This window comes from Klebsiella michiganensis, from assembly GCF_015139575.1.
GTDB lineage: Bacteria > Pseudomonadota > Gammaproteobacteria > Enterobacterales > Enterobacteriaceae > Klebsiella > Klebsiella michiganensis.
The window spans coordinates 2,877,774-2,896,763 of sequence record NZ_AP022547.1; the positions used below are offsets into that span (position 1 = coordinate 2,877,774).

Genomic DNA, 18,990 nt, shown 5'->3' on the forward strand with positions numbered 1-18,990 from the left:
GGTGATGTAATGAAAAGCAAAAAGATAGCGATGACGATAGTGCTGGCAAGCCTGGCGGCAGGTCTGGTTAACGAAGCCGGGGCAGCGATTGCGCTGGACAGAACGCGGGCGATTTTCCCCGGTTCGGAAAAGAGCATTTCCCTGAGTATTACTAACGACAGTACGTCAATGCCGTACCTGGCGCAGGGATGGATTGAGGATGAACACGGGAAGAAAATCAGCGGTCCTCTGGTGGTTGTTCCGCCGCTGCAGCGTCTTGAGGCGAAAGGGAAGAGCATGATGCGTATCAACGCCATGCCGGATGCCGCGATGTTACCTCAGGACAGAGAGAGCATTTTTTATTTCAACGTGCGCGAGGTGCCGCCAAAAAGCGAGCGACCCAACGTGATGCAGCTGGCGTTACACACCAAAATAAAATTGTTCTATCGCCCCAAAGCCATTCTGCCGGAGAAGTATAGCCGCTGGGATAACCAACTGGTGCTGCATAAAGTGAACGGCGGTTATCGGGTAGAAAACCCGACGCCCTATTACTTGACGGTGATCGGGATTACCGCTGCGCCGAAAGTGGCGGTGGCCAGCGGATTTCAAACGGTGATGGTACCGCCGAAGTCCACCTCGATGGTCAATAGCGCGCACTATACCGTGCCGCATGTCACCACGATTAACGACTTCGGCGGTAAGCCAACCCTGCGGTTTAGCTGCAGCGGTAACATCTGCCAGGCTGCGGATACCCCGGCAAGCTGATGGACGCCGAAGCTGAACACAGGAGAAGCCTGATGAAACAAGGATTTGGTCATACCGCCCTCATGTTGTGGCTTTTGATGGCTGGAGTCGTTTCCGCGGCGAGCGCCGCTAACTGGGATACCGATGGCCTGAATGGCGGCATTCGCGCAAGCGGAACGCTTGTTGCGTCACCGTGCGCGCTGCTGCCTGAGTCGGCAGAACAAGAGATCGATTTGGGCAGCACCGTTGCCTGGGGACTGGAACGGCCGGGTAGCGTTACGCCATCAGTACTGGTGTACATCAAATTAGATCGTTGCCCGGGAGAATACTCGTTTATGCGCGATCGCCAAATGATGCGCGGCGCCACGATGTTAAACGGACAGTCTGCGGTAAGACTGACTATCTATGGGGAAGCAGAACCGATGGATGACCGCTTTTTCCGGGTGCATGGTGGCGTAGAAGGGGTCGCGTTGCGCCTTAGCGACCGACAGGGAGAACTCTTACGACCCGCGATCCAGAGTCGACCGCAGATTCTCTATCCGGGACGCAACGATTTGGTGGTGCAGGCTCAGCTATGGCGTCTTCCCGCGCCGCTGATGGCTAATGAATGGCGCAGCGTGGTGAATATCGGCCTGGAGTACGAATAATGAAAAAAAATATCGTGCGCGTACTCAGCCTGGCAAGCTTTCCTCTGCTGCTTTTGCTGGCTGGTGTGTCGGTCACTCATGCCGATACTGACGTTCATTTCTCCGGGAATCTGATTGCCGACCCTTGTGAATTACACGTGGATTCGGAAGATCAGATTGTCGATTTTCGTAACGTGCCTTCTAAGACATTTATGAAATATCCCCGCAGCGAACGCGAGCGTTTTTCAATCTGGTTGACGGAGTGCGATCTCTCGCTGGGCGACACGGTGACCGTAACCTTTATGGGAACTGAGGATAGCGCTCAGCCAGGGCTATTCGCCGTCAGCGGAACGGCGAGTGGTATTGCCATTGCGCTGGAAGATGAGAACGGTACGCCGGTAAAACCCAATGTCCCTATGCGGCCGGCAGCATTGAAGGCGGGAGATACTTTTTTAAATTTTCAGGCCTTTATTTCCGCACCAGTACATCATCTGGTCAGAGAGGGAGATTTTGAATGCGTCACCACTTTTCTTCTGGAATATGATTAAAACCCGGGCTGATTAGTTATTACTGCTTTACGCAAAATGTCAGTTGGTTAACTTTTCTGGGCTGCTATTTATTCATGGGTCAAATAACCATTTGAATGTTCTTTATAAGAATCTGCTTGCTTCCTGTTGCTTTATTTTCAGGAAAGAAGACATTAATAAGTCATATACTGGAGTGCATTAAATAATGTTTAAATCAGGATGTATAGCAGCGATCATCGCAGGTACATTTTTAACGGGTTGCGTCGCAAAAAACATTCCGTCACAGGTTACCTCTTCCATGGAATCCGTGGATCCCCCCACGACTTCAGACGGGGAGTTGGATATGGTGCAGTGCGAAAAAGAACTCAGGGCGCTGGAGTCGATTAACCCTATTAAACATGTCGAGCTCAAGTCTCGCTTTGAGCGAGTGATGCTCGGCGCTTCCGGCTATACCAACGTACGAAGTTCCGTTAATCCTGAAACGCGTAATGCCATTGACGCTTTGTATAAGTTTCAGGCGGTAAAATTATGCTCGGAGGTCCGCGCCGAAATGCTCAATAGCCTCGCCGTGAAGCCAACGGGTGAGAATATTTAATGGATCGTAGAGCAGGGAACGTTTTGGTCCTGATGATGGGTATCGTTTTGATTTCATCTTCACGGGCGGATGTGTTGAACTATGCTCGTGAATGGACGTCACGCAATGATGAAAATAAAGCCATTACATCCCCGTCTCAGCCACAAGCGGAGGAAGACAAATCTTCTGCGCCGCGTCAAAAATCTGCTGTACAGCGATCGCTGCCCGGTGAGAAATCTAAAGCTCCGCCTCCGGCGGCAACAAGAAAAAAAAGAGTACCACCGGCTGTTGCCGCCGATAAGCGAATGACATCACCTGCGATTACGCCTTCTAAACCGACGGATAAGCAGGCGCCAACGGTAGCGGAAGACCGGGACAAGTTAGTGGCTGGGGCCAGTAAGAATCCCTCTTTACCCGATCCCCAGATTTTGGGGCGCTGGTTTAAGGCGTTAAGGCAACATGCGTCACTGAGTCCCGCAGAGATTGATTTACGCGAAAATTTCCAGCTATCGCGCAATGAGGTAGAGAGATTGAAGGCTCAACTCGCTTTGCGACACCGTGAAGTACAGCAGCAGTTCGTTACCCTCCAGGCGGCTTCTGAACAGCTCGCCGCGGCAATGGAGAACAATGGCAAGCAACAACAGGAGCTCCAGGCGCTCACCGTGCGTGCCAATCAGCTGGAAGAGAAAAATGCGCAGTGGCAAGTAGTAACCAGAAAATTGCAATCGAGCCTTAAGCAAGCACAGCATCCCGCACTGCCGGCAACCGACGATGAACTGGCCGATTTTGCCGCCGGGATGGCGATGGGGTTTGACATTTTGGGCGTACTCGAACAGCGGAATGAACAAGATGTTCATGTTGATAAGGCGGCCTTTCTGGCCGGCATTAGCGAAACGATACGCGGCGAACGCCGGTTATCTCAGGAGGAATTTGAGCGCCATCTTAACCGCGCCAATCAGCGAGTCGAGGTTGCGATGCACAAGATCAAGCAGCAAAAGGAAGCGCGGGATAACGCATGGCTGGAGAAATTTCGCCGGGAGGAGGGCATACAAACTGCGGGTGAGCAGGCCTGGTATAAAGTCATCCATGCGGGTGAGCCGCTGTTCGAGGATGAGCACTCTGAAGCGGCGCTAACCATTTCGGTCAATCGCCGTCTGTCAGATGGTACCGTGATTGCGGACACCGATCTGACGGGTCTGGTATTACAGGAAAAGTTGTCCGATCTTCCTGAATGGCTTCAGATTGTGGTGAAGGATATTCGTCTTCATGGTGAAGCAGAGTTAGCCGTTAAGGTTGATGAGTATGGCGATCCTCGAAAATACGGGAATTATATTGAACATTGGCGCATCCGGGTAATTGAATTGCATGCAATGTAAATAATTTAAGTAAAAATTTACGTTACTTTTAAAATATAGCTCGCATGGCCGAGAGAGTGAGTGGGGCATCAATTGTATAATTATTTTAGTGTTTATTTATGTAGAGATATTAATTGTTCGGGAAAGAGGAGAAAATATGATGGATGACACCAGAGGTACCTATTTGCCGGTTTATGTGGCAACTGAGAATAATTATTTTTCTCAGGGGGTGGTCTTTCTCCTTGAGGAGTTATTTGAGGATGAGTTTAGCGGCAATATTACCGTATCCTTAGTCAAAAAATTGCAGGAAGCCGATCTCATTGTGCAAGTGCAATCTCCTGGGGAAAAAGCCTTTGACTGGGTCGATTGTCAACGATTTCGCGCCCACAATGACTATAAATTTAAGCTCCTCAAGAAAAAGTGGTTAAGCGTTTATCCACGTAGTGAACACTATGATAAAAACTTTCATTGCCCGGTTGTTAGTTCAGTTCTCGCGATGAGGAACTCAGTGGCGACCATCCGGCGCAAACTGTTCATGCTGTTTTTCGCCGATCTCATGTGCGGGCCTCCTGACTTACGTAAACCAAATTGTAATAAATGTCCTGGTCCCTACCAGTTGACATGGCGTGAACAGCTAATGCTAGGCTATTTGAGCCAGGGCTTAGGCCACGATGAAATTTCTCGCAAAATGGGCTGTAGTATTAAGGCGCTCAGTGGCTATCGACGCTCGATTATGCGGAAAGTCAATATCACCAGATACAGTGATTTCGTTTCGTGGCTGGGTACCAAATCGGTTTCTGATAAATATGCTGAGGTTGTTAATAATCACGAACGTGATGCGGATGAAGATCAGCTAATATGGAAAACCACGTTGTCTGGTGATATGGAGAGACAGCTCGATGATAAAGAGCGAGCTTTACAAAGTATAAAACGCTTGACCAAAAAACGGTTACGAAAAAGCGAACTGGATGATGAGGTATGGCTGACAACGCGAGAAATAGCCAATGAGATGGATATCAGTATCTACAGCATGCGTTATTTATTATGCCAGATGGAATCAAACGGTAAAGTGATCAGTATCAAAACCGGAAAAGGGAGAAGTCATACTCTCCGCTGGAAGCTGGCAAGTTAATTCTTGTCCAGGACAACTGTCTCGGCTAATAAGCAGGGACGAAAATGAATATTAATAATGGGTGGGGTGCAAATTTAGGAATGTTCATCATGCCATTTCTGAAAATGGATCTCCCCCTTAAAAACGCATATGTACAGATAGACATAAAATGTAAATTATCTGCTAGATGAAATAACTCTGGTCCTGTAAGTGATACGACAGGTGAAAGTATGAAACTTAAATTAACGTCTTTTCTGGGTATTCTACTGTTTACCGGAAGCCAGCATTCAGCTCAGGCTGCATTATCTGTGGAACGCTCCCGGGTTATTTTCAATGAAGGGGAGAAATCTGTCGGATTGAGCGTGAAAAATAATAATACGCAGGATCCCTATCTCGCCCAGGGGTGGATGGAAAACGAGAAAGAAGAAAAAATAAACGGCCCTCTGATGATTTTACCGCCCGTACAGCGTATTGAGCCCGACGGTAGAACGATGATCAGGGTACAGCAGGTTGCGGATGCCTCTTCACTGCCCAACGACAGAGAAAGCGTATTCTGGCTTAACTTACGCGAGATCCCGCCAAAATCCGACAAGCCTAACGTTCTGATGCTGGCTATGCAGACGCGAATGAAAGTGTTCTGGCGACCAAAGGGGATTAAGGTGGATCCCCTGCTTGATGCGGTGCCCGGCGTAGAAACGCTGACCCTCGCTCGTAAGGGGGACCGCTATGAGGTTAATAATCCGACACCGTACCATTTTTCATTTGTTGAAGCGCGTGACAGCCTGAACGGAAAAGCACTGGACGATTTCGAGCCCGTGATGGTTTCTCCAAAAGATAAAGCGGCGCTGACGCTACCCACCTTGCGGTTGGGAAATAATCCGACGCTGATGTTTATTAATGATTATGGCAGCGCGCGATTATTACCGTTTACCTGCACCGGGACGCTATGCCGTGCGGGAAAAGTGGCACTACCAAAGGAAGGCTGATATGACGCGCCAACACTCAATAACATCCCGAGCGTATCTGATGATGGCTGGAGCCTTACTGCTTTTTTCCGGCGGACAGGCGAAGGCCGCTGAAGGAGATACCACCACTATCACCGTCAACGGCACCCTGATCGATGGGCCGCAGTGCGTTATTGACGGTAACAACACCGTAGACGTGAAGTTTGGTGATGATCTGATTACTCGTCTGGTAGACGGAGTGAATTATAAGAAAGAGATTCAATATGGTCTCACCTGTACTGGCCTGAACAGTAATGCCCTCAAACTGACGATTCGAGGGGCTCTGGCGAGTTTTGGCAGCGGTCTTTTGTTGACCAGTAAAGGGGGCCTGGGCATACGGCTGTACAGCGGAAGTGCCGGCACCACGCTCATGACTCCCGGCAATTATGTCAACTTCAATGGCACAGCCAATAAACCCAGGCTGTGGGCCGTACCCGTGGCTCAGAATAACGCCACGCTTACCGCAGGTCCGTTTTTCGGCACAGGCACCATGGTCATTGACTACCAGTGACGCGAGAGGAGAGAGACATAGTGACCCCCATAAATCTGCGTGGCCTGGTGCTTCCCCTTACGTTGTGCTTTGGCACCAGCGCGCTGGCCGACGCAACGGTTAACTTTAGCGGCACCTTAATAGAAGCGCCTCCGTGTGTGGTACATAACAATAACGTTATCACCGTCAACTTTGGCAACGAGGTGATGACCACCCGTATCGACGGGACGCAATACCGGAAGCTGATTGATTTCGATTTAGATTGCTCCATGGCGGTATCGTCAAAACAGAAAGTGCGCATAACGGGGACAGCGGCAAGCTTTGACAGCACGGCGCTGGCGGGAGGTCAAAGCGGGCTGGGCATCGCCCTGTACAATGGTGATACCCGCCTTAACGTTGGCACCTGGCTAAATTTCACCGACCCCAATATCCCCAAGCTTTACGCCGCCCCCATCAAACAAAGCGGAGTGACTCTGAGCGGTGGGCCGTTCAGGGTCATGGCTTCGCTTGTCGTGGAGTATCAGTAAATGGCGCAGGGAAACAACATGATGAAATTGAGCGGATATGCCCCCTTGCTGTTGGTCGGCCTGATGATGACGTCATCTCTTCAGGCGGCAGACCCGGAAAACCTCGAGTTTATCGGCACTCTGGTGACGCCACCGGCTTGCTCAATAAGCGAAGGCGGCCCTGTGTATGTGGATTTCGGTGATGTCCGAATAAAAAAAATCGTGGAGGGAAAATACCGTGAAACCGTTCCACTAACCCTGAAATGTGAAGACAGCACCCTTGCATGGCAGCTGCGGCTTAGCGTACGCGGTAACGCGGCCGGGTTTGATGCCGACAATGCCACCGTGGTGACCCCTGAGCAGGCCAATCTTGGCGTGAAAATCTACCAGAACGGCCAGCCGTTTAAGCTGGGCGAGGCCATCAACATCAATAGCGTGACGCTGCCGAGTATTGAAGCTCTCCTTGTTCAGCGCAACGGGGTGGAGTTGGTGGAAGGATTATTTAGCGCCACCGCAACCCTGCGGGCCGAATACCAGTAACGCTATTTTATGCACAGGAGAGTGCAGGTGAAGAAAAAGCTATTTCAGGCAGCCTTAGCGGCAGCCATGATCGTGCCGGTTTCTGTACCCGTGTACGGTGAAAACTATCGGTGGAAAACGGTCACCGCAGTAAGGTTGGTCCCTTTCGGTACGGGTACTGAGTGGATTATCACCACAGGTGATATTACCGTGAGTTCAGGTAGCGTCAGCCTGGATACACCAGCGAACTTAGGCAGTAATGGCGGGCTTTTGGTTGCAAACGCGCTGACTGCGAATGGCGACTTTTGGGGGACATCGGATGTTGCCACGAGTTATCCTCCGCCCGGCGTCCCGTATAAGGGAACCTGGCGAGAAGTGCTTAACGCGAGCGTCGATAGCGTCAGAAATCAAATTTCCATCCGAAATTACAGTGTCGTGGGAGGCTCTTCCACCGTCTGCTTTGGATACACGCTTCGTGAAGCTAATGGTAACTTTAATTTTTCCGACCTTGTTTATCCGCCGGGAGCCGGTAGCGGTATAAACTGCATGACGGCGCCACCGCTAAACGAGTGGTGCGCCATGTCTGTGCCTCAGGTAACGCTAAGTTTCGGTACGCTAATGCTTGACCAGGCGGCGGGCAAAACGGCTGATAGTACGGTGGGCGTTTCCTGCACGTCTTCCTCGGTGAGCTATGTGTTAAAGCTACAAACAGGCAATACCTATATCCCGCTCAGCAACGGCATGCGTGCCAATCTGGGACTTGGGGCAGCTAACTCAGCGCCGGGTAATACCACCTACTCCGGCTCTCAGTCCTCGCTACGGTTAAGAGGAACGCTGGCTGGGACGCCAACCTCGACCGGCGCCTTCAACGGAACCGGCGTGATGATGGTGGTTTATAACTAATCATGGCCGCCTCGATACCGGTACGCTAAGGAGCACAACCCTGTACGTACCGAAGCGGTCTACACCCGCTCAATCCTTGCCGGCAGCCCCTGACGCACCGCCGCGCCGGAGACCCAGTCCAGCCAGGTATTGCTCACCTCGCGGGTTGGGTCGGCAAATCCCAAATCGTTAAGGTTAATGCCGGCTTTAATCTGCGCCGCGAACGGCATGGGCTCACCGTCGAGGATGTGCCGCGCCGCGCCCATTTCGCGATGCCCGTAGCCGTGTTCAATCGCGATGACGCCGGGCATCACGCCACTTAACAGGCTAATGACGGCTTCAGCCTGGCCGCCGGGCGTGGAAATTCGTACGCGGTCGCCGTGCGCCAGGCCGTAGCGCTGGCCGTCCAGCGGATTCAGCGCCACCAGATTGGTCGGCTTAAGGTGATGCAGGCGCGGGATCACCGTCGAGGCGCTGGCCATGGTATTGGATTTAAACGAGATCAGCTTCAGCGGCCACTGCTGTCGCGGGAAAAGCGCTTCGACAGCGCGTCCGTCGGACAATCTGGCCGGATACCATGCCGGGCAGCCGCTGTAGCGCTCGCCGGTGATGGCGTGGCGGTGGGCGGCAACCTCCGCGTTCCATATTTGCAGCGGTTTTTCCCACAATTGACCGACGCGATTCTCCGCTCGACCGATTGTGTCCGGCGCGAAGCGCCCGCCGCGGGAGTAGACAAAGGCTACCCGGCTCACTTCGTCCGCTTTCAGGGTCTGGTTGATAACCGGCAGAATACGCTGCACCCCGGTCAGCGTCAGATCCTCGCTAATGGCTTCGGCAACCGGCGCGTTACCCAGAAACGCAATGTTCGCGGCCATGCGCAGGTAATAGTCCTCAGCCCGGTGGAGTGGATAGCGGTTACCCTGAGCATCGGTAATGGCGTTTTCGCCAAATCCTGGCAGATTAAGACGCTTCGCCACCGCAATGCAAAATGCTTCCATTGACGCTGGCTCACCGTCAGCGGTTTTTGCGGTGGCGGCAGGGACGACCGGCCAGCGGGCGGTGGTGGCCTTACTGGCGACGCCGGCCCACGGCGCGCTGAATCCCCAGCTTTCGAAATTATGCGTATCCGGAACGATATAGTCGGCCAGAGCGGTGGTTTCATTCATAAAGGCGTCAATGGCGATAAACAGCGGCAGCCGCTGCGGATCCTTTAGTTTCTCTTCCGCAACCGCGCGTAGCCCGGGCACGCCATACAGCGGGTTGGTCATATTGGAAATCCACGCTTTCAGCGGATAGGGGTAGCCTTCGAGCGCCGAGGTCAGCAGCTCGGTCAGCTGTCCGGCGACGAACGGATACCACGGGGCTCTGGCCGGATAGGGGGAGACGCCCGCCGCCGCCTTGCTGCGATACTCTTCGGAGGATTCATACGCGGTTTTGCTGCGCGCGATGCTGAGCCCTTTCGGCTTCACTTTACCGGCAAAGCTCTCCAGGTTGTAACGCGGGCCGTCTGTCGCGCCGTTGAATTTGCCGCCGCCGACAAACACGCCGCCTTCCAGGCTGAGATTACCGATTAGCGCATTAAGCATCATGACCGCCCAGGCGCTGTAAAATCCGTTGCCGGCCATCATGCCGCCGTGGGTAATGACCGCGGCTTTACGACCATGACGGGTAAAGGCATCCGCCAGCGCCGCGATCTTATCTTCCGCGACGCCGCACTGCTGGCTGTACTGTGCCAGGGTGAGCTTTTCAGCGGACTCTTTCAGCAGCTGGAAGCCGCTTTTGACCGTCACGCTGAGCCCGTCCGGCAGGGTTAGCTGGCGCGTTACAAAGAGCGCGCCGCGCGGGCAGCCGCTGGCGGCGACAACGTCACCGCTTTCGTTAACCACCACCGGTTCGCTGGCGCCCTCCGCATTCAGGTGAGCAAGGGTTAAATGCTGTCCGGCCAGCTCCGGCTGGTCATCGGTGATGACCAGGTGGGTCGCATTGGTCCAGCTCTTTTCGGCGGCCTGCCGCATCGCTTGCGCGCCCGGTAGCGCCAGGTAATCGGCGTTGTAGCGCCGGTTTTCGATAATCCAGCGAATCATCGCCATTGCCAGCGCCGAATCGCTCCCGGGGATCACCGGCAGCCAGTGCCCGCGATCGTCTGCCATCACCGTGGTGAGCGGCAGCGCCGGCGCGACCACCACATACTGAAAGTCATTGCGCAGGCGGGCGCTGGCGAGCTGCCTGGCCTGGCGTTTAAAGGGGTTGCCTGACTGGGCGGGCGACGTTCCCATAAACAGGGCGAACTCAACGTTATCCCAGTCGGGCTTCACGTGCGGGTTTTTATCCAGATCGCCCATTAAGGCGCCGGAGCCCGCGCGATAGGCCAGCCCGCAGTAGGAACCATGTGCGCCGAAGTTTTTACTGCCGAAGCTGTTCAGCGCAAAACGGCGTAAAAAGGTATCGCGCCCGTCGTCGCTGGTGTTGGTGACCAGTAGCTGGTTGGTTTTTGGGCCGAATCCCGGATGCCGGGGGTCAACGGGGGCGATCGGATCGTGAATCGCGCGCAGACCATCAACGTGCCCCTCGCCAAACAGATCGCCGCCTTCAACCACCTCTTTCACCAGTTGTTCAAAGCTGATGCGCTGCCATTTCCCTTCGCCGCGTTTACCCGCGCGCTTCATCGGCTCAAGGAGCCGCAGCGGGCTATAGAGTCCCTCGAGCTGCGTGGCGCCGCGCGCGCAGGCGGTAGAGCGGGCATCAAGTCCGCTTTCACCCGCCAGCTGCGCCATGGCGGTTGAAAAAGGAATGGAAGAGTCGAGGTGGTGCTCATGAGAAAGCGGGTGATAAGGGTTGCCGGCAATGCGCAGTACCTGGCCTTTCTCGCTATCCACCCGCACCCGAACGCCGCACTGCGTCCAGCAGCCAAAACATTGGGTCATCGAGATAACCTGCCGAGGATTTTGTTGCCAGCCGGTATTTGCATTGGCTTCCGGGATCAGCGCATTAGCGAAAATACGATCGCGGGTCACTTTACCGGATGTACCGCTGAGCAGGCCGTCAAGGGCGCGCTTTGCCACCTCGCGATAGCTCAGGGCGAAAGACGCCAGACCGCCTGCGGCGAGGCCGACTTTGAGCCACTGACGACGGATTAAATTAGCCATGTTGCCTTCTCCTTGCGAGTCCGTTTACGGTTTCACGGACAATAATGAGCAGCGCAATCCACAGGCCGAAGGTGCCAAGGATAGCGAGCCAGCCGTCGGTACCGACCGGCAGGGTATAGGGATTAAACTGGGCATTAAATTTGGGGATGGTTTGCCCCTGAATCAGCAGCGTCCAGCGCATCAGCCAGCTCAGCGCCATGGCGCTGACGGCCAGCAGGGCACGAACGGGCAGCGTCAGTGGATAACGCAGGGCAAGCGCGCAAAAGATCAATGAAATAAGCCAGCATGCCAGCCAGCCGATCGCGTAATGACGAGCTGAAGGCGAAATGACCAGCCACTGACGAATAGCCGAGCCGGAAAGGGTATCACCGCTGACCCAGATCGCCACGATGACGGCCAGCAGCATAAGCGCTGAGAGCTGCCATATCGCCAACTGCCTTTGGCATTGAAAATCATTGCGTACCGCGACAATCAGCAGGGCGAAAAAGGTTTGCAGCGCGCTAAAGAACATCGCCAGCACAAAGGCGTAGCTGAACCAGACCGGGCGGGCCTGAACCACGGAGACTTCGCGTCCGGTGTAAAGCAGCAGCCCCGTCGCGGTAAGCGCGCTGGCCAGCGCCAGCCATTTTGTGACGCTGTCACTTCTATTGCGCAGCAGACCTAACTGCCGTACCGCAAACCACAGGCCCAGAAAGAGGGTGAATAGCGGCAGAAACAGCGCCCCCCAAGGCATCCACGACCAGGGCGTGGGATAGGCGTAAAAGTGCCAGAAGCGGGCGGTTTGATGCAGGTCCGCCGTCAGCGCCAGCGGCGCGGTAATCGCGCAGGTCAGAGCAATCAGCAGCGTCAGCCGTTCCAGTTTCGCATCGTGTCTTTTGCGCCAGTGAAGCAGGCAGCCAAACAGCGCCGCGCAGGCGGCAATGCCGATGAAAAAGAAATACTGCACCGCCCACGGCAGCCAGCTCACCTCCTGCGGACGGGCCAGCACTTCCTCAATGATCATGGTTTGGCTCATTCATACCTCCTGCCAGAGCGCGGGTTGGGCATGTCCCATCAGCGGGGTAACAAACGCCTCGTCCAGTCCGAGATAGAAAACGTGGGGGACGGTACCGTTTTCCGGCTTCAGCACCTTGATGGCGTCATGGTGCAGGGCGAGCGTCTGCGAGATACGGCTTTGACGGTCCTGGATATCGCCGACGATCCGCGCGCCGCCGACGCAGGACTCGACGCAGGCGGGGAGCAGCCCGGCTTCCAGGCGATGAACGCAGAAGGTGCACTTATCGGCGGTTTGTGTCTCATGGTTGATAAAACGCGCGTCATAGGGGCAGGCCTGGACGCAGTAGGCGCAGCCGACGCAGCGGGTGTTATCCACCACCACAATGCCATCCTGGCGCTGAAAGGTGGCCTGCACCGGGCAGACCGGCACGCAGGGCGGGTTATCACAATGGTTGCACAGCCGCGGTAGCAGGACGTTGGTGACCCGATCGCCCAACTGCACCTGATACTGATTGACGTGAGTACGAAACGCCCCCTGCGGCGTCTGATTTTCGATTGCGCAACTGACGGTGCAGGCCTGGCAGCCGATGCAGCGTCGCAGGTCAACCAGCATGGCATAGCGATGACCGGAGGCGCCTTCGCGGCGGGCCGGCGAAAAGGGAAATTTCGCCTCCGCCAGCGGCACCAGAGACGCGCCGGCGGTGAGAACGCCCAGCTGCGCCAGAAACTGTCGTTTACTGCTGTCCATATTTTTCCCTCGCGCAGCAATAACGAAACATTTGTCACGTCATTGTTTTGCATGTGATGAATAAACAATGTTGATGATTTACAGTGTAAAAATCGCGGCGGGGTCAGCTCTATTGTGGTTAACCACATACCCGGCGGGTTGTTGATCTAAAACAACATAATGAACAGGGATAATCGGGTGAGAGCGAAAAATGTGCAGCGTCTGGCGCTGCTGGTGACGGCGTTCCTGCTGAACAGCAGCGGGTGGGCGGCGTCGTGGAATATCGGCGTTCTGGCCATGCGCGGCGAGGTCTTAACCCGCAGCCACTGGCAGCCGCTGGAGGTGATGCTCAATCAGCAGCTTACGGATCAGCAGTTCCATATTCAGCCGCTCGATCTGCAGCAGATGCAGGAGGCGGTCAATAACGGCTCGGTGCAGTTTGTGGTGACCAATCCGGCGCAGTTTGTCCAGCTGAATAGTCATTCTTCGCTGCGCTGGCTGGCCTCTTTGCGCTCTTCACTCGGGACAAGCAACGTTATCGGCAGCGTCATTTTGACTCGTCGCGACAGCGGTATTTCGTCGCCGGCCGACCTGATCGGCAAAACGGTAGGGGCCATCGATCCTCAGGCCTTCGGCGGCTATTTATTGGGATACAAGGCGCTGAGCGATGCCGGGCTGCGGCCGGAACGCGATCTGCATCTGCGTTTTAGCGGATTCCCCGCGGATGCGCTGATCTATCTGCTGCGTGAACGGGCAGTGCAGGCGGCGATTGTTCCGGTGTGCCTGCTGGAAAAAATGGCTGATGAGGGACTGGTAAATAAAGCCGATTTTACCGCGGTCATCGAGGGGCTGGCGGCGATACCTTGTTTAACCAGTACCCCGCTGTATCCCGACTGGTCGTTTGCCGCGCTGCCGGCGGTGAGCGACGCGCTGGCGGATCGCGTGACCCGCGCCTTGCTCAATGCCCCGGATAACGCCGTCTTTCACTGGGGCGCGCCCGCTTCGACCCGTCAGGTGGAAGCGTTGCTGAGCGAAGTTCAACAGCACCCTCAGCAGCGACGGCTATGGCTGGAGGTGAAAAACTGGCTTATCCAGCACCGGTTAATCATGGGCGGCATCGGGCTGACGCTGCTGTTGCTGACGCTGAATTATATCTGGGTGATGCTGCTGGTGCGGCGGCGCGGCAGGCAGCTTGAACGCAACGCTATCCGGCTGCGCGAGCAGGAGCTGGCGCTGCAAACGGCAAGACAGATGAGCGTATTGGGTGAGATGACCTCAGGCTTTGCCCACGAGTTAAATCAGCCGCTGTCGGCCATCCGCCACTATGCGCAGGGTTGTACGATCCGTTTGCAGAAACAGGATCCGCAGCATCCCTTACTGCCCGCGCTGGGCCACATCGATCAACAGGCTCAGCGCGGGGCGGAAACGCTGCGCAATCTGCGCCATTGGGTCAGCCAGGCGCACGGGGAGCCAGGACGAGCGGAGAACTGGGAACGTATCAGCGTTCGTCAGGCTATTGACCATGTCTGGCAGTGGCTGCGAATGCCGCAGCAGTTTCCCGGGCTGTTGCTCAACAGCGATGTCGATCGCCCGTTAACGCTCGTCTTACCGCCGGTTCTGCTTGAACAGGTGCTGGCGAATCTGATCCTCAATGCGGCGCAGGCCGGGGCGAAGATGCTGTGGATTGATGCCGTTCGCGATGCCGGAGGCGTGAAGATCGTCCTGCAGGATAACGGCGGTGGTATCGCCGGGGCGCAGCTTGCTCAGGCATTCCAGCCGTTTGTGACCAGTCGACAAGAGGGGATGGGGCTTGGGCTGGTTATCTGTCAGCGGCTGGTCCGCTATGTCCGGGGGGAAATAAGCCTGGCAAATCAAACGGCGCCCGATGGACGACCCGGTGTCGCCGTGGAACTGACATTCATGCAACAAGGAGCGCGGAGCGGCAATGGCGATAATTCATCTACTGGATGACGACCTGGCGGTGACCCAGGCATGTGCTTTTTTACTGGAAAGCCTGGGCTACGAGGTGATGTGCTGGGCAGAGGGGGGCGTCTTCCTCGCGCAGGCCGATCTCTTCCGGACCGGCGTTGTCCTGCTGGATATGCGGATGCCGGCGCTGGACGGTCAGGCAGTACATGAGGCGCTGCGTCAGCGCGGCAGCACCCTGGCGGTGGTTTTTCTGACCGGACATGGCGACGTACCTATGGCGGTAGAACAGATGAAACGCGGCGCGGTGGATTTTCTGCAAAAGCCGGTGTCGGTGAAGCCGCTACAAACGGCGCTGGAACACGGCCTGGCGGCCTCAGGCGAGCGGTTTGCGCGGCAAAAGAACGTGGACTGCTATCAGCAGCTAACGCCCAAAGAGCGGGAGCTTGCGCTGCTGGTGGTGAAAGGGCTGATGAATCGGGAGATTGCGGAGATAATGAACATTGCCGTACGCACGGTGGAGGTCCATCGGGCGAGGGTGATGGAAAAGATGCAGGCGGGGAGTCTGGCGGAGTTAGTCAGCATCTTACAGCCGGTTATCGCGTGATTTTAATGATTCCGATGAATGAAGCGTGGCGAACTCCCGGCGGGAACAAAAAACGGCGGTTAATATCAGAACACAAAAATTGGTAGGGAAGATGGAGATGAATGCAATTGCAAATGATATTTATTTTCATTAGTGTTTGCATTCCGTAAACTACTGTAAAGAAAAATTACATGTCTACCGCATCCCTGAAGCAGGCCGCGCGCCTCGCGCTGGTCATTTCGTTTTCCCTGCATGCTCTCTCCGCCTCGGCTAAGGATTTCACCGAGCGGGACTTCCGCGCTCAGGCTCTCGGCCACGGCGTTTACGAGCTGGCCTATGATAACGGCCAGAAGACGCTCTACGCTGCCTCCGCGCCCTCGTTTGATAAAGATAAAACCGCGGGACTGGTCTTTCGACTGGCGGCGGATTCTCTGCGGATTGATGAGAAAATCGTTACCGAACGCCGCGCCTTCGCGCTCTCCCTGGATGAAGAAAATCACATCCTGTATTTGGGTAACGCGCTGGATGGCTCGCTAACGCTTCTGGATACGCTGACCAATAAGGTGATTAACACTATTCAGCTCAGCGATGATTCAGATCCTGCGAAACAGGCCCACGTCCGCGAAGTGGTGCTGGATAAGCTAAACCAGCGTTTGTATGTGTCAGGGATCGGGCGCAAAGGCCAGGGCCTGCTCTGGGTGGTCGATACCCGCAAGCAGCAGCTGATTGACACGCTGAACAACATCGACCCCGTAGGGTTTGCCGTTGATGCATCGGGCGAAAAAGTCTATGCGGTCACCGGCAACGGGGAGTTGGCTACCCTTGACGGCAAAACGTCGACGTTAATTTCCCGCGTGAAGGTCGATCCGGCTGACGCTGAGCACTATTTCCTCAATATCGCCCTGAACAGCGCCGCCGGAGTCGGATATATCGCCGATACCAACACCCGCGATGTGCTGGTGGTGCGGCTGGACTCCGGCAAGCTGGTCGATCGTATCGCTTCGCCAAACTCGGTCGCTGTGCTTTATAACGCCATGCGCGATGAAATCTACGTGACCCATCGCAACGATCGCTCGATTAGCGTCATCGATGCGCGAACCCATCGTCTCAAGCACACCCTCAAAACGGCGGCTATGCCCAACAGCCTGGTCCTTTCTGCGGATGGCGGAACGCTTTACGCCAGCGTCAAACAGGACGAAAAAAGCGATCGGCCTGACTACGTTCTCAAGATCGATCTCACTCAATTCTAAGGACTTTTTGTGGCGATGAAGACACGCATAGACGTGGCGATGGCGCTCGCCTTCGTCAATCTGCCCGCGGCAGCCTACGCCGCTGATGGCGCAGGGATAAATGAAGAACAGATGGTAGTGACCGCCACGGGATTCAGCCAGGAGAGGCGCGAGGCGCCGGCGACGATCTCGGTGCTCGATGAGAAGGCGCTGAATACCCGTTCCAATCAGAACGTCACGGAAGCGTTGCGCGAGACGCCGGGCGTGCTGGTGGGCAACGGCCACGGTAGCCTGGCGACCGGCGATGTACAGATGCGCGGTATGGATTCGACCTATACCTCGTTTATGGTGAACGGTATCAAGCAGTCTACCCGCGAATCGCGACCTTATGGGCATCACATTGGGTCTGAAGCCGCTTTTATGCCGCCGCTGGCCGCCATTGAGCGGGTGGAGGTGATTCGCGGGCCTATGTCATCGCTGTACGGCTCTGACGCTATCGGCGGTGTGGTCAACGTCATCACCAAAAAGGCGTATAACCTCGAAAAATGGACGGGGGTGCTGGAGGATAATTACTTCCTGCAGGAGAAAAGCGAATACGGCAATACTAACCAGACAAACGCCTTCTTTATGGGGCCCGTCGTACCGGGCAAACTCGGCGTCAGCGTGGGGGCTGACTATCTTGACCGTCGCGATGATGACAGCCCGACTCAAGAACGTTTTGTTAAGCATCAGGCGGGGAATCTGGACGCCACAATTTCTCTTTCGCCAACCGATACCCAGCTCTGGGATCTGAACGCCGCCAAAGGCAATCAGGAGAAAACCCATAACGATAAAGCGTGGTACTGGGGCTTTGACCGCGATGCGGTCTCGCTGTCACAGCATGCCTGGTACGGTGATGACCTGGTGGAGGTGAAGAACTTTATCAGCTACGAAAAGGCCCGCACGGAGTACCGCGTGCCCGGCATGGACTCGCAGTTTATCAAGCAGAATAATTTTGAGGCCAATAGCGCGAACACCTTTACGCTGGCCGATCACAAGCTGACGCTAGGCGTAAACTTCACGCGCAATGAGCTGAATGACACCTTTGGTATTGCGGACAAGCAGGCGCCCGGCGTCACCCCGGTGAGTAAAATCACCCGTCACGGCTGGGCGGTTTTTGCTGAAGACGCGTGGATGATTGTACCGGACTTCACGTTGACCACCTCTGCGCGCCTGGATCATGACAGCTATTTTGGCTATCACGTTACGCCTAAGCTCTACGGCAACTGGACCATTGACGAAAGCTGGGCGCTGAAAGGTGGCGTATCCGCCGGCTATAAAAAACCGGACCTGCGCCAGAACAACGCCGGCTTTACCAGCGTCTACGGCGCTTATCCCTATTCTGAGATTGGTATCGGCAATGACGATCTCAAACCGGAGCAGAGCATCAACACCGAGCTGGGCGTGTACTGGCAGCAGGATGCGCTGGCGCTCGACGCCACGCTTTTTCATACCAAATTTAAAGACAAAATCAGCGACCATACCATCTGTACCGCCTCGGCTACCCGGCAATGCCAATACAACGGCTATACCGCGGATAGCGTGTCGCAATACATTAACGTCGGGGATGCGGAGATCTACGGACTGGAGCTGAACGGCGACTGGCAGGTGACCGCAGCGCTGAAAGCGAACGCCAACTATACCTATACCCACAGTGAACAAAAAAGCGGTGAGTATAAGGGTTATGCGCTAAGCGATTTCCCCAGCAGTATGGCCAACGTTTCGCTGACGTGGAACACCGCTTCCGATCTTGAACTGTGGACCAAGGCGAGCTGGCGCAGCAGATCGCCGGATATCGGCAAGTCCAGCTCAACGGATGCCTATGCGCTGGTAGATCTAGGCGTGCGTTATCGCCTGAGTAAGCACGTCACGCTGATGAGCGGTATTTACAATTTGTTTGATGTGAACCCGGTTTACACTACCGCTTACCGGCAGAAGGCGATGCTGGAAGGGCGACGCTATAATTTCGGCGGCCGCGTGGAGTTCTGAAAATCGTGCAGGGGCCGAATAGCCCCTGCGATAAA

At 55.3% G+C, this 18,990-nt stretch carries 18 protein-coding genes; 15 read left to right on the forward strand and 3 right to left on the reverse strand.

From position 1 onward, the window contains the following. Positions 1-9 precede the first annotated feature (9 nt). From JLG71_RS13630 to JLG71_RS13680, 11 genes are all read left to right on the forward strand, one after another. Complete coding sequence (locus JLG71_RS13630) at positions 10-744, forward strand: fimbria/pilus periplasmic chaperone (RefSeq protein ID WP_148851933.1); 735 nt, start codon at positions 10-12, stop codon at positions 742-744. Positions 745-776: 32 nt separating this feature from the next. Then, entirely contained in the window at positions 777-1,370 is a 594-nt protein-coding gene (locus tag JLG71_RS13635) for a fimbrial protein (RefSeq protein WP_064404995.1), read from the forward strand. Next, complete coding sequence (locus JLG71_RS13640; RefSeq protein ID WP_025106307.1) at positions 1,370-1,897, forward strand: fimbrial protein; 528 nt, start codon at positions 1,370-1,372, stop codon at positions 1,895-1,897. The genes JLG71_RS13635 and JLG71_RS13640 overlap by 1 nt, the downstream gene beginning before the upstream one ends. A gap of 184 nt (positions 1,898-2,081) precedes the next feature. Then, positions 2,082-2,471: a hypothetical protein gene (locus JLG71_RS13645; RefSeq protein WP_025106308.1), complete on the forward strand. Its 390-nt coding sequence runs from the start codon at positions 2,082-2,084 to the stop codon at positions 2,469-2,471. 32 nt (positions 2,472-2,503) lie between these two features. After that, the gene (locus tag JLG71_RS13650) at positions 2,504-3,826 is read left to right on the forward strand and encodes an FKBP-type peptidyl-prolyl cis-trans isomerase N-terminal domain-containing protein (RefSeq protein ID WP_224226061.1); all 1,323 of its coding nucleotides are present in this window, start codon (positions 2,504-2,506) and stop codon (positions 3,824-3,826) included. A gap of 136 nt (positions 3,827-3,962) precedes the next feature. After that, positions 3,963-4,937, forward strand: coding sequence for a LuxR C-terminal-related transcriptional regulator (locus JLG71_RS13655; RefSeq protein WP_025106310.1), 975 nt, complete (start codon positions 3,963-3,965; stop codon positions 4,935-4,937). A gap of 209 nt (positions 4,938-5,146) precedes the next feature. Further along, positions 5,147-5,902, forward strand: coding sequence for a fimbrial biogenesis chaperone (locus JLG71_RS13660; RefSeq protein WP_046877952.1), 756 nt, complete (start codon positions 5,147-5,149; stop codon positions 5,900-5,902). Position 5,903: 1 nt separating this feature from the next. Beyond that, the gene (locus JLG71_RS13665) at positions 5,904-6,431 is read left to right on the forward strand and encodes a fimbrial protein (RefSeq protein WP_064378023.1); all 528 of its coding nucleotides are present in this window, start codon (positions 5,904-5,906) and stop codon (positions 6,429-6,431) included. A gap of 20 nt (positions 6,432-6,451) precedes the next feature. Beyond that, positions 6,452-6,937: a fimbrial protein gene (locus JLG71_RS13670; RefSeq protein ID WP_025106313.1), complete on the forward strand. Its 486-nt coding sequence runs from the start codon at positions 6,452-6,454 to the stop codon at positions 6,935-6,937. Between the two features lie 18 nt (positions 6,938-6,955). Beyond that, the gene (locus tag JLG71_RS13675) at positions 6,956-7,456 is read left to right on the forward strand and encodes a fimbrial protein (protein ID WP_025106314.1); all 501 of its coding nucleotides are present in this window, start codon (positions 6,956-6,958) and stop codon (positions 7,454-7,456) included. A gap of 27 nt (positions 7,457-7,483) precedes the next feature. After that, positions 7,484-8,338: a hypothetical protein gene (locus JLG71_RS13680; RefSeq protein ID WP_048262843.1), complete on the forward strand. Its 855-nt coding sequence runs from the start codon at positions 7,484-7,486 to the stop codon at positions 8,336-8,338. A 59-nt stretch (positions 8,339-8,397) separates the two neighbouring features. On the opposite strand, the gene ttrA is transcribed toward JLG71_RS13680, so the two are convergent. Genes ttrA through ttrB form a run of 3 tightly spaced genes read right to left on the reverse strand, consistent with a single transcriptional unit; the run spans position 8,398 to position 13,207 of the window. Further along, positions 8,398-11,463, reverse strand: a complete 3,066-nt coding sequence (gene ttrA / locus JLG71_RS13685; protein ID WP_148851732.1) for a tetrathionate reductase subunit TtrA — start codon at positions 11,461-11,463, stop codon at positions 8,398-8,400. After that, complete coding sequence (ttrC, locus tag JLG71_RS13690) at positions 11,456-12,478, reverse strand: tetrathionate reductase subunit TtrC (RefSeq protein ID WP_025106317.1); 1,023 nt, start codon at positions 12,476-12,478, stop codon at positions 11,456-11,458. The genes ttrA and ttrC overlap by 8 nt, the downstream gene beginning before the upstream one ends. Beyond that, the gene (ttrB, locus tag JLG71_RS13695) at positions 12,479-13,207 is read right to left on the reverse strand and encodes a tetrathionate reductase subunit TtrB (RefSeq protein WP_025106318.1); all 729 of its coding nucleotides are present in this window, start codon (positions 13,205-13,207) and stop codon (positions 12,479-12,481) included. Between the two features lie 177 nt (positions 13,208-13,384). On the opposite strand from ttrB, the gene ttrS reads away from it, so the two are divergent. From ttrS to JLG71_RS13715, 4 genes are all read left to right on the forward strand, one after another. Then, positions 13,385-15,157, forward strand: a complete 1,773-nt coding sequence (gene ttrS / locus JLG71_RS13700) for a tetrathionate respiration histidine kinase TtrS (RefSeq protein ID WP_106510670.1) — start codon at positions 13,385-13,387, stop codon at positions 15,155-15,157. Further along, positions 15,132-15,719 carry a tetrathionate respiration response regulator TtrR gene (gene ttrR / locus JLG71_RS13705; protein ID WP_200914285.1) on the forward strand — a complete coding sequence of 196 codons (588 nt, stop codon included), beginning with the start codon at positions 15,132-15,134 and terminating at the stop codon, positions 15,717-15,719. The genes ttrS and ttrR overlap by 26 nt, the downstream gene beginning before the upstream one ends. A gap of 170 nt (positions 15,720-15,889) precedes the next feature. Continuing rightward, positions 15,890-16,948 carry a 7-bladed beta-propeller protein YncE gene (yncE, locus tag JLG71_RS13710; protein ID WP_046877946.1) on the forward strand — a complete coding sequence of 353 codons (1,059 nt, stop codon included), beginning with the start codon at positions 15,890-15,892 and terminating at the stop codon, positions 16,946-16,948. Between the two features lie 15 nt (positions 16,949-16,963). Then, a complete protein-coding gene (locus tag JLG71_RS13715) occupies positions 16,964-18,955 on the forward strand; it encodes a TonB-dependent receptor domain-containing protein (protein ID WP_263450068.1) in 1,992 nt (663 codons plus the stop codon). The last annotated feature ends 35 nt before the right edge of the window (positions 18,956-18,990 follow it).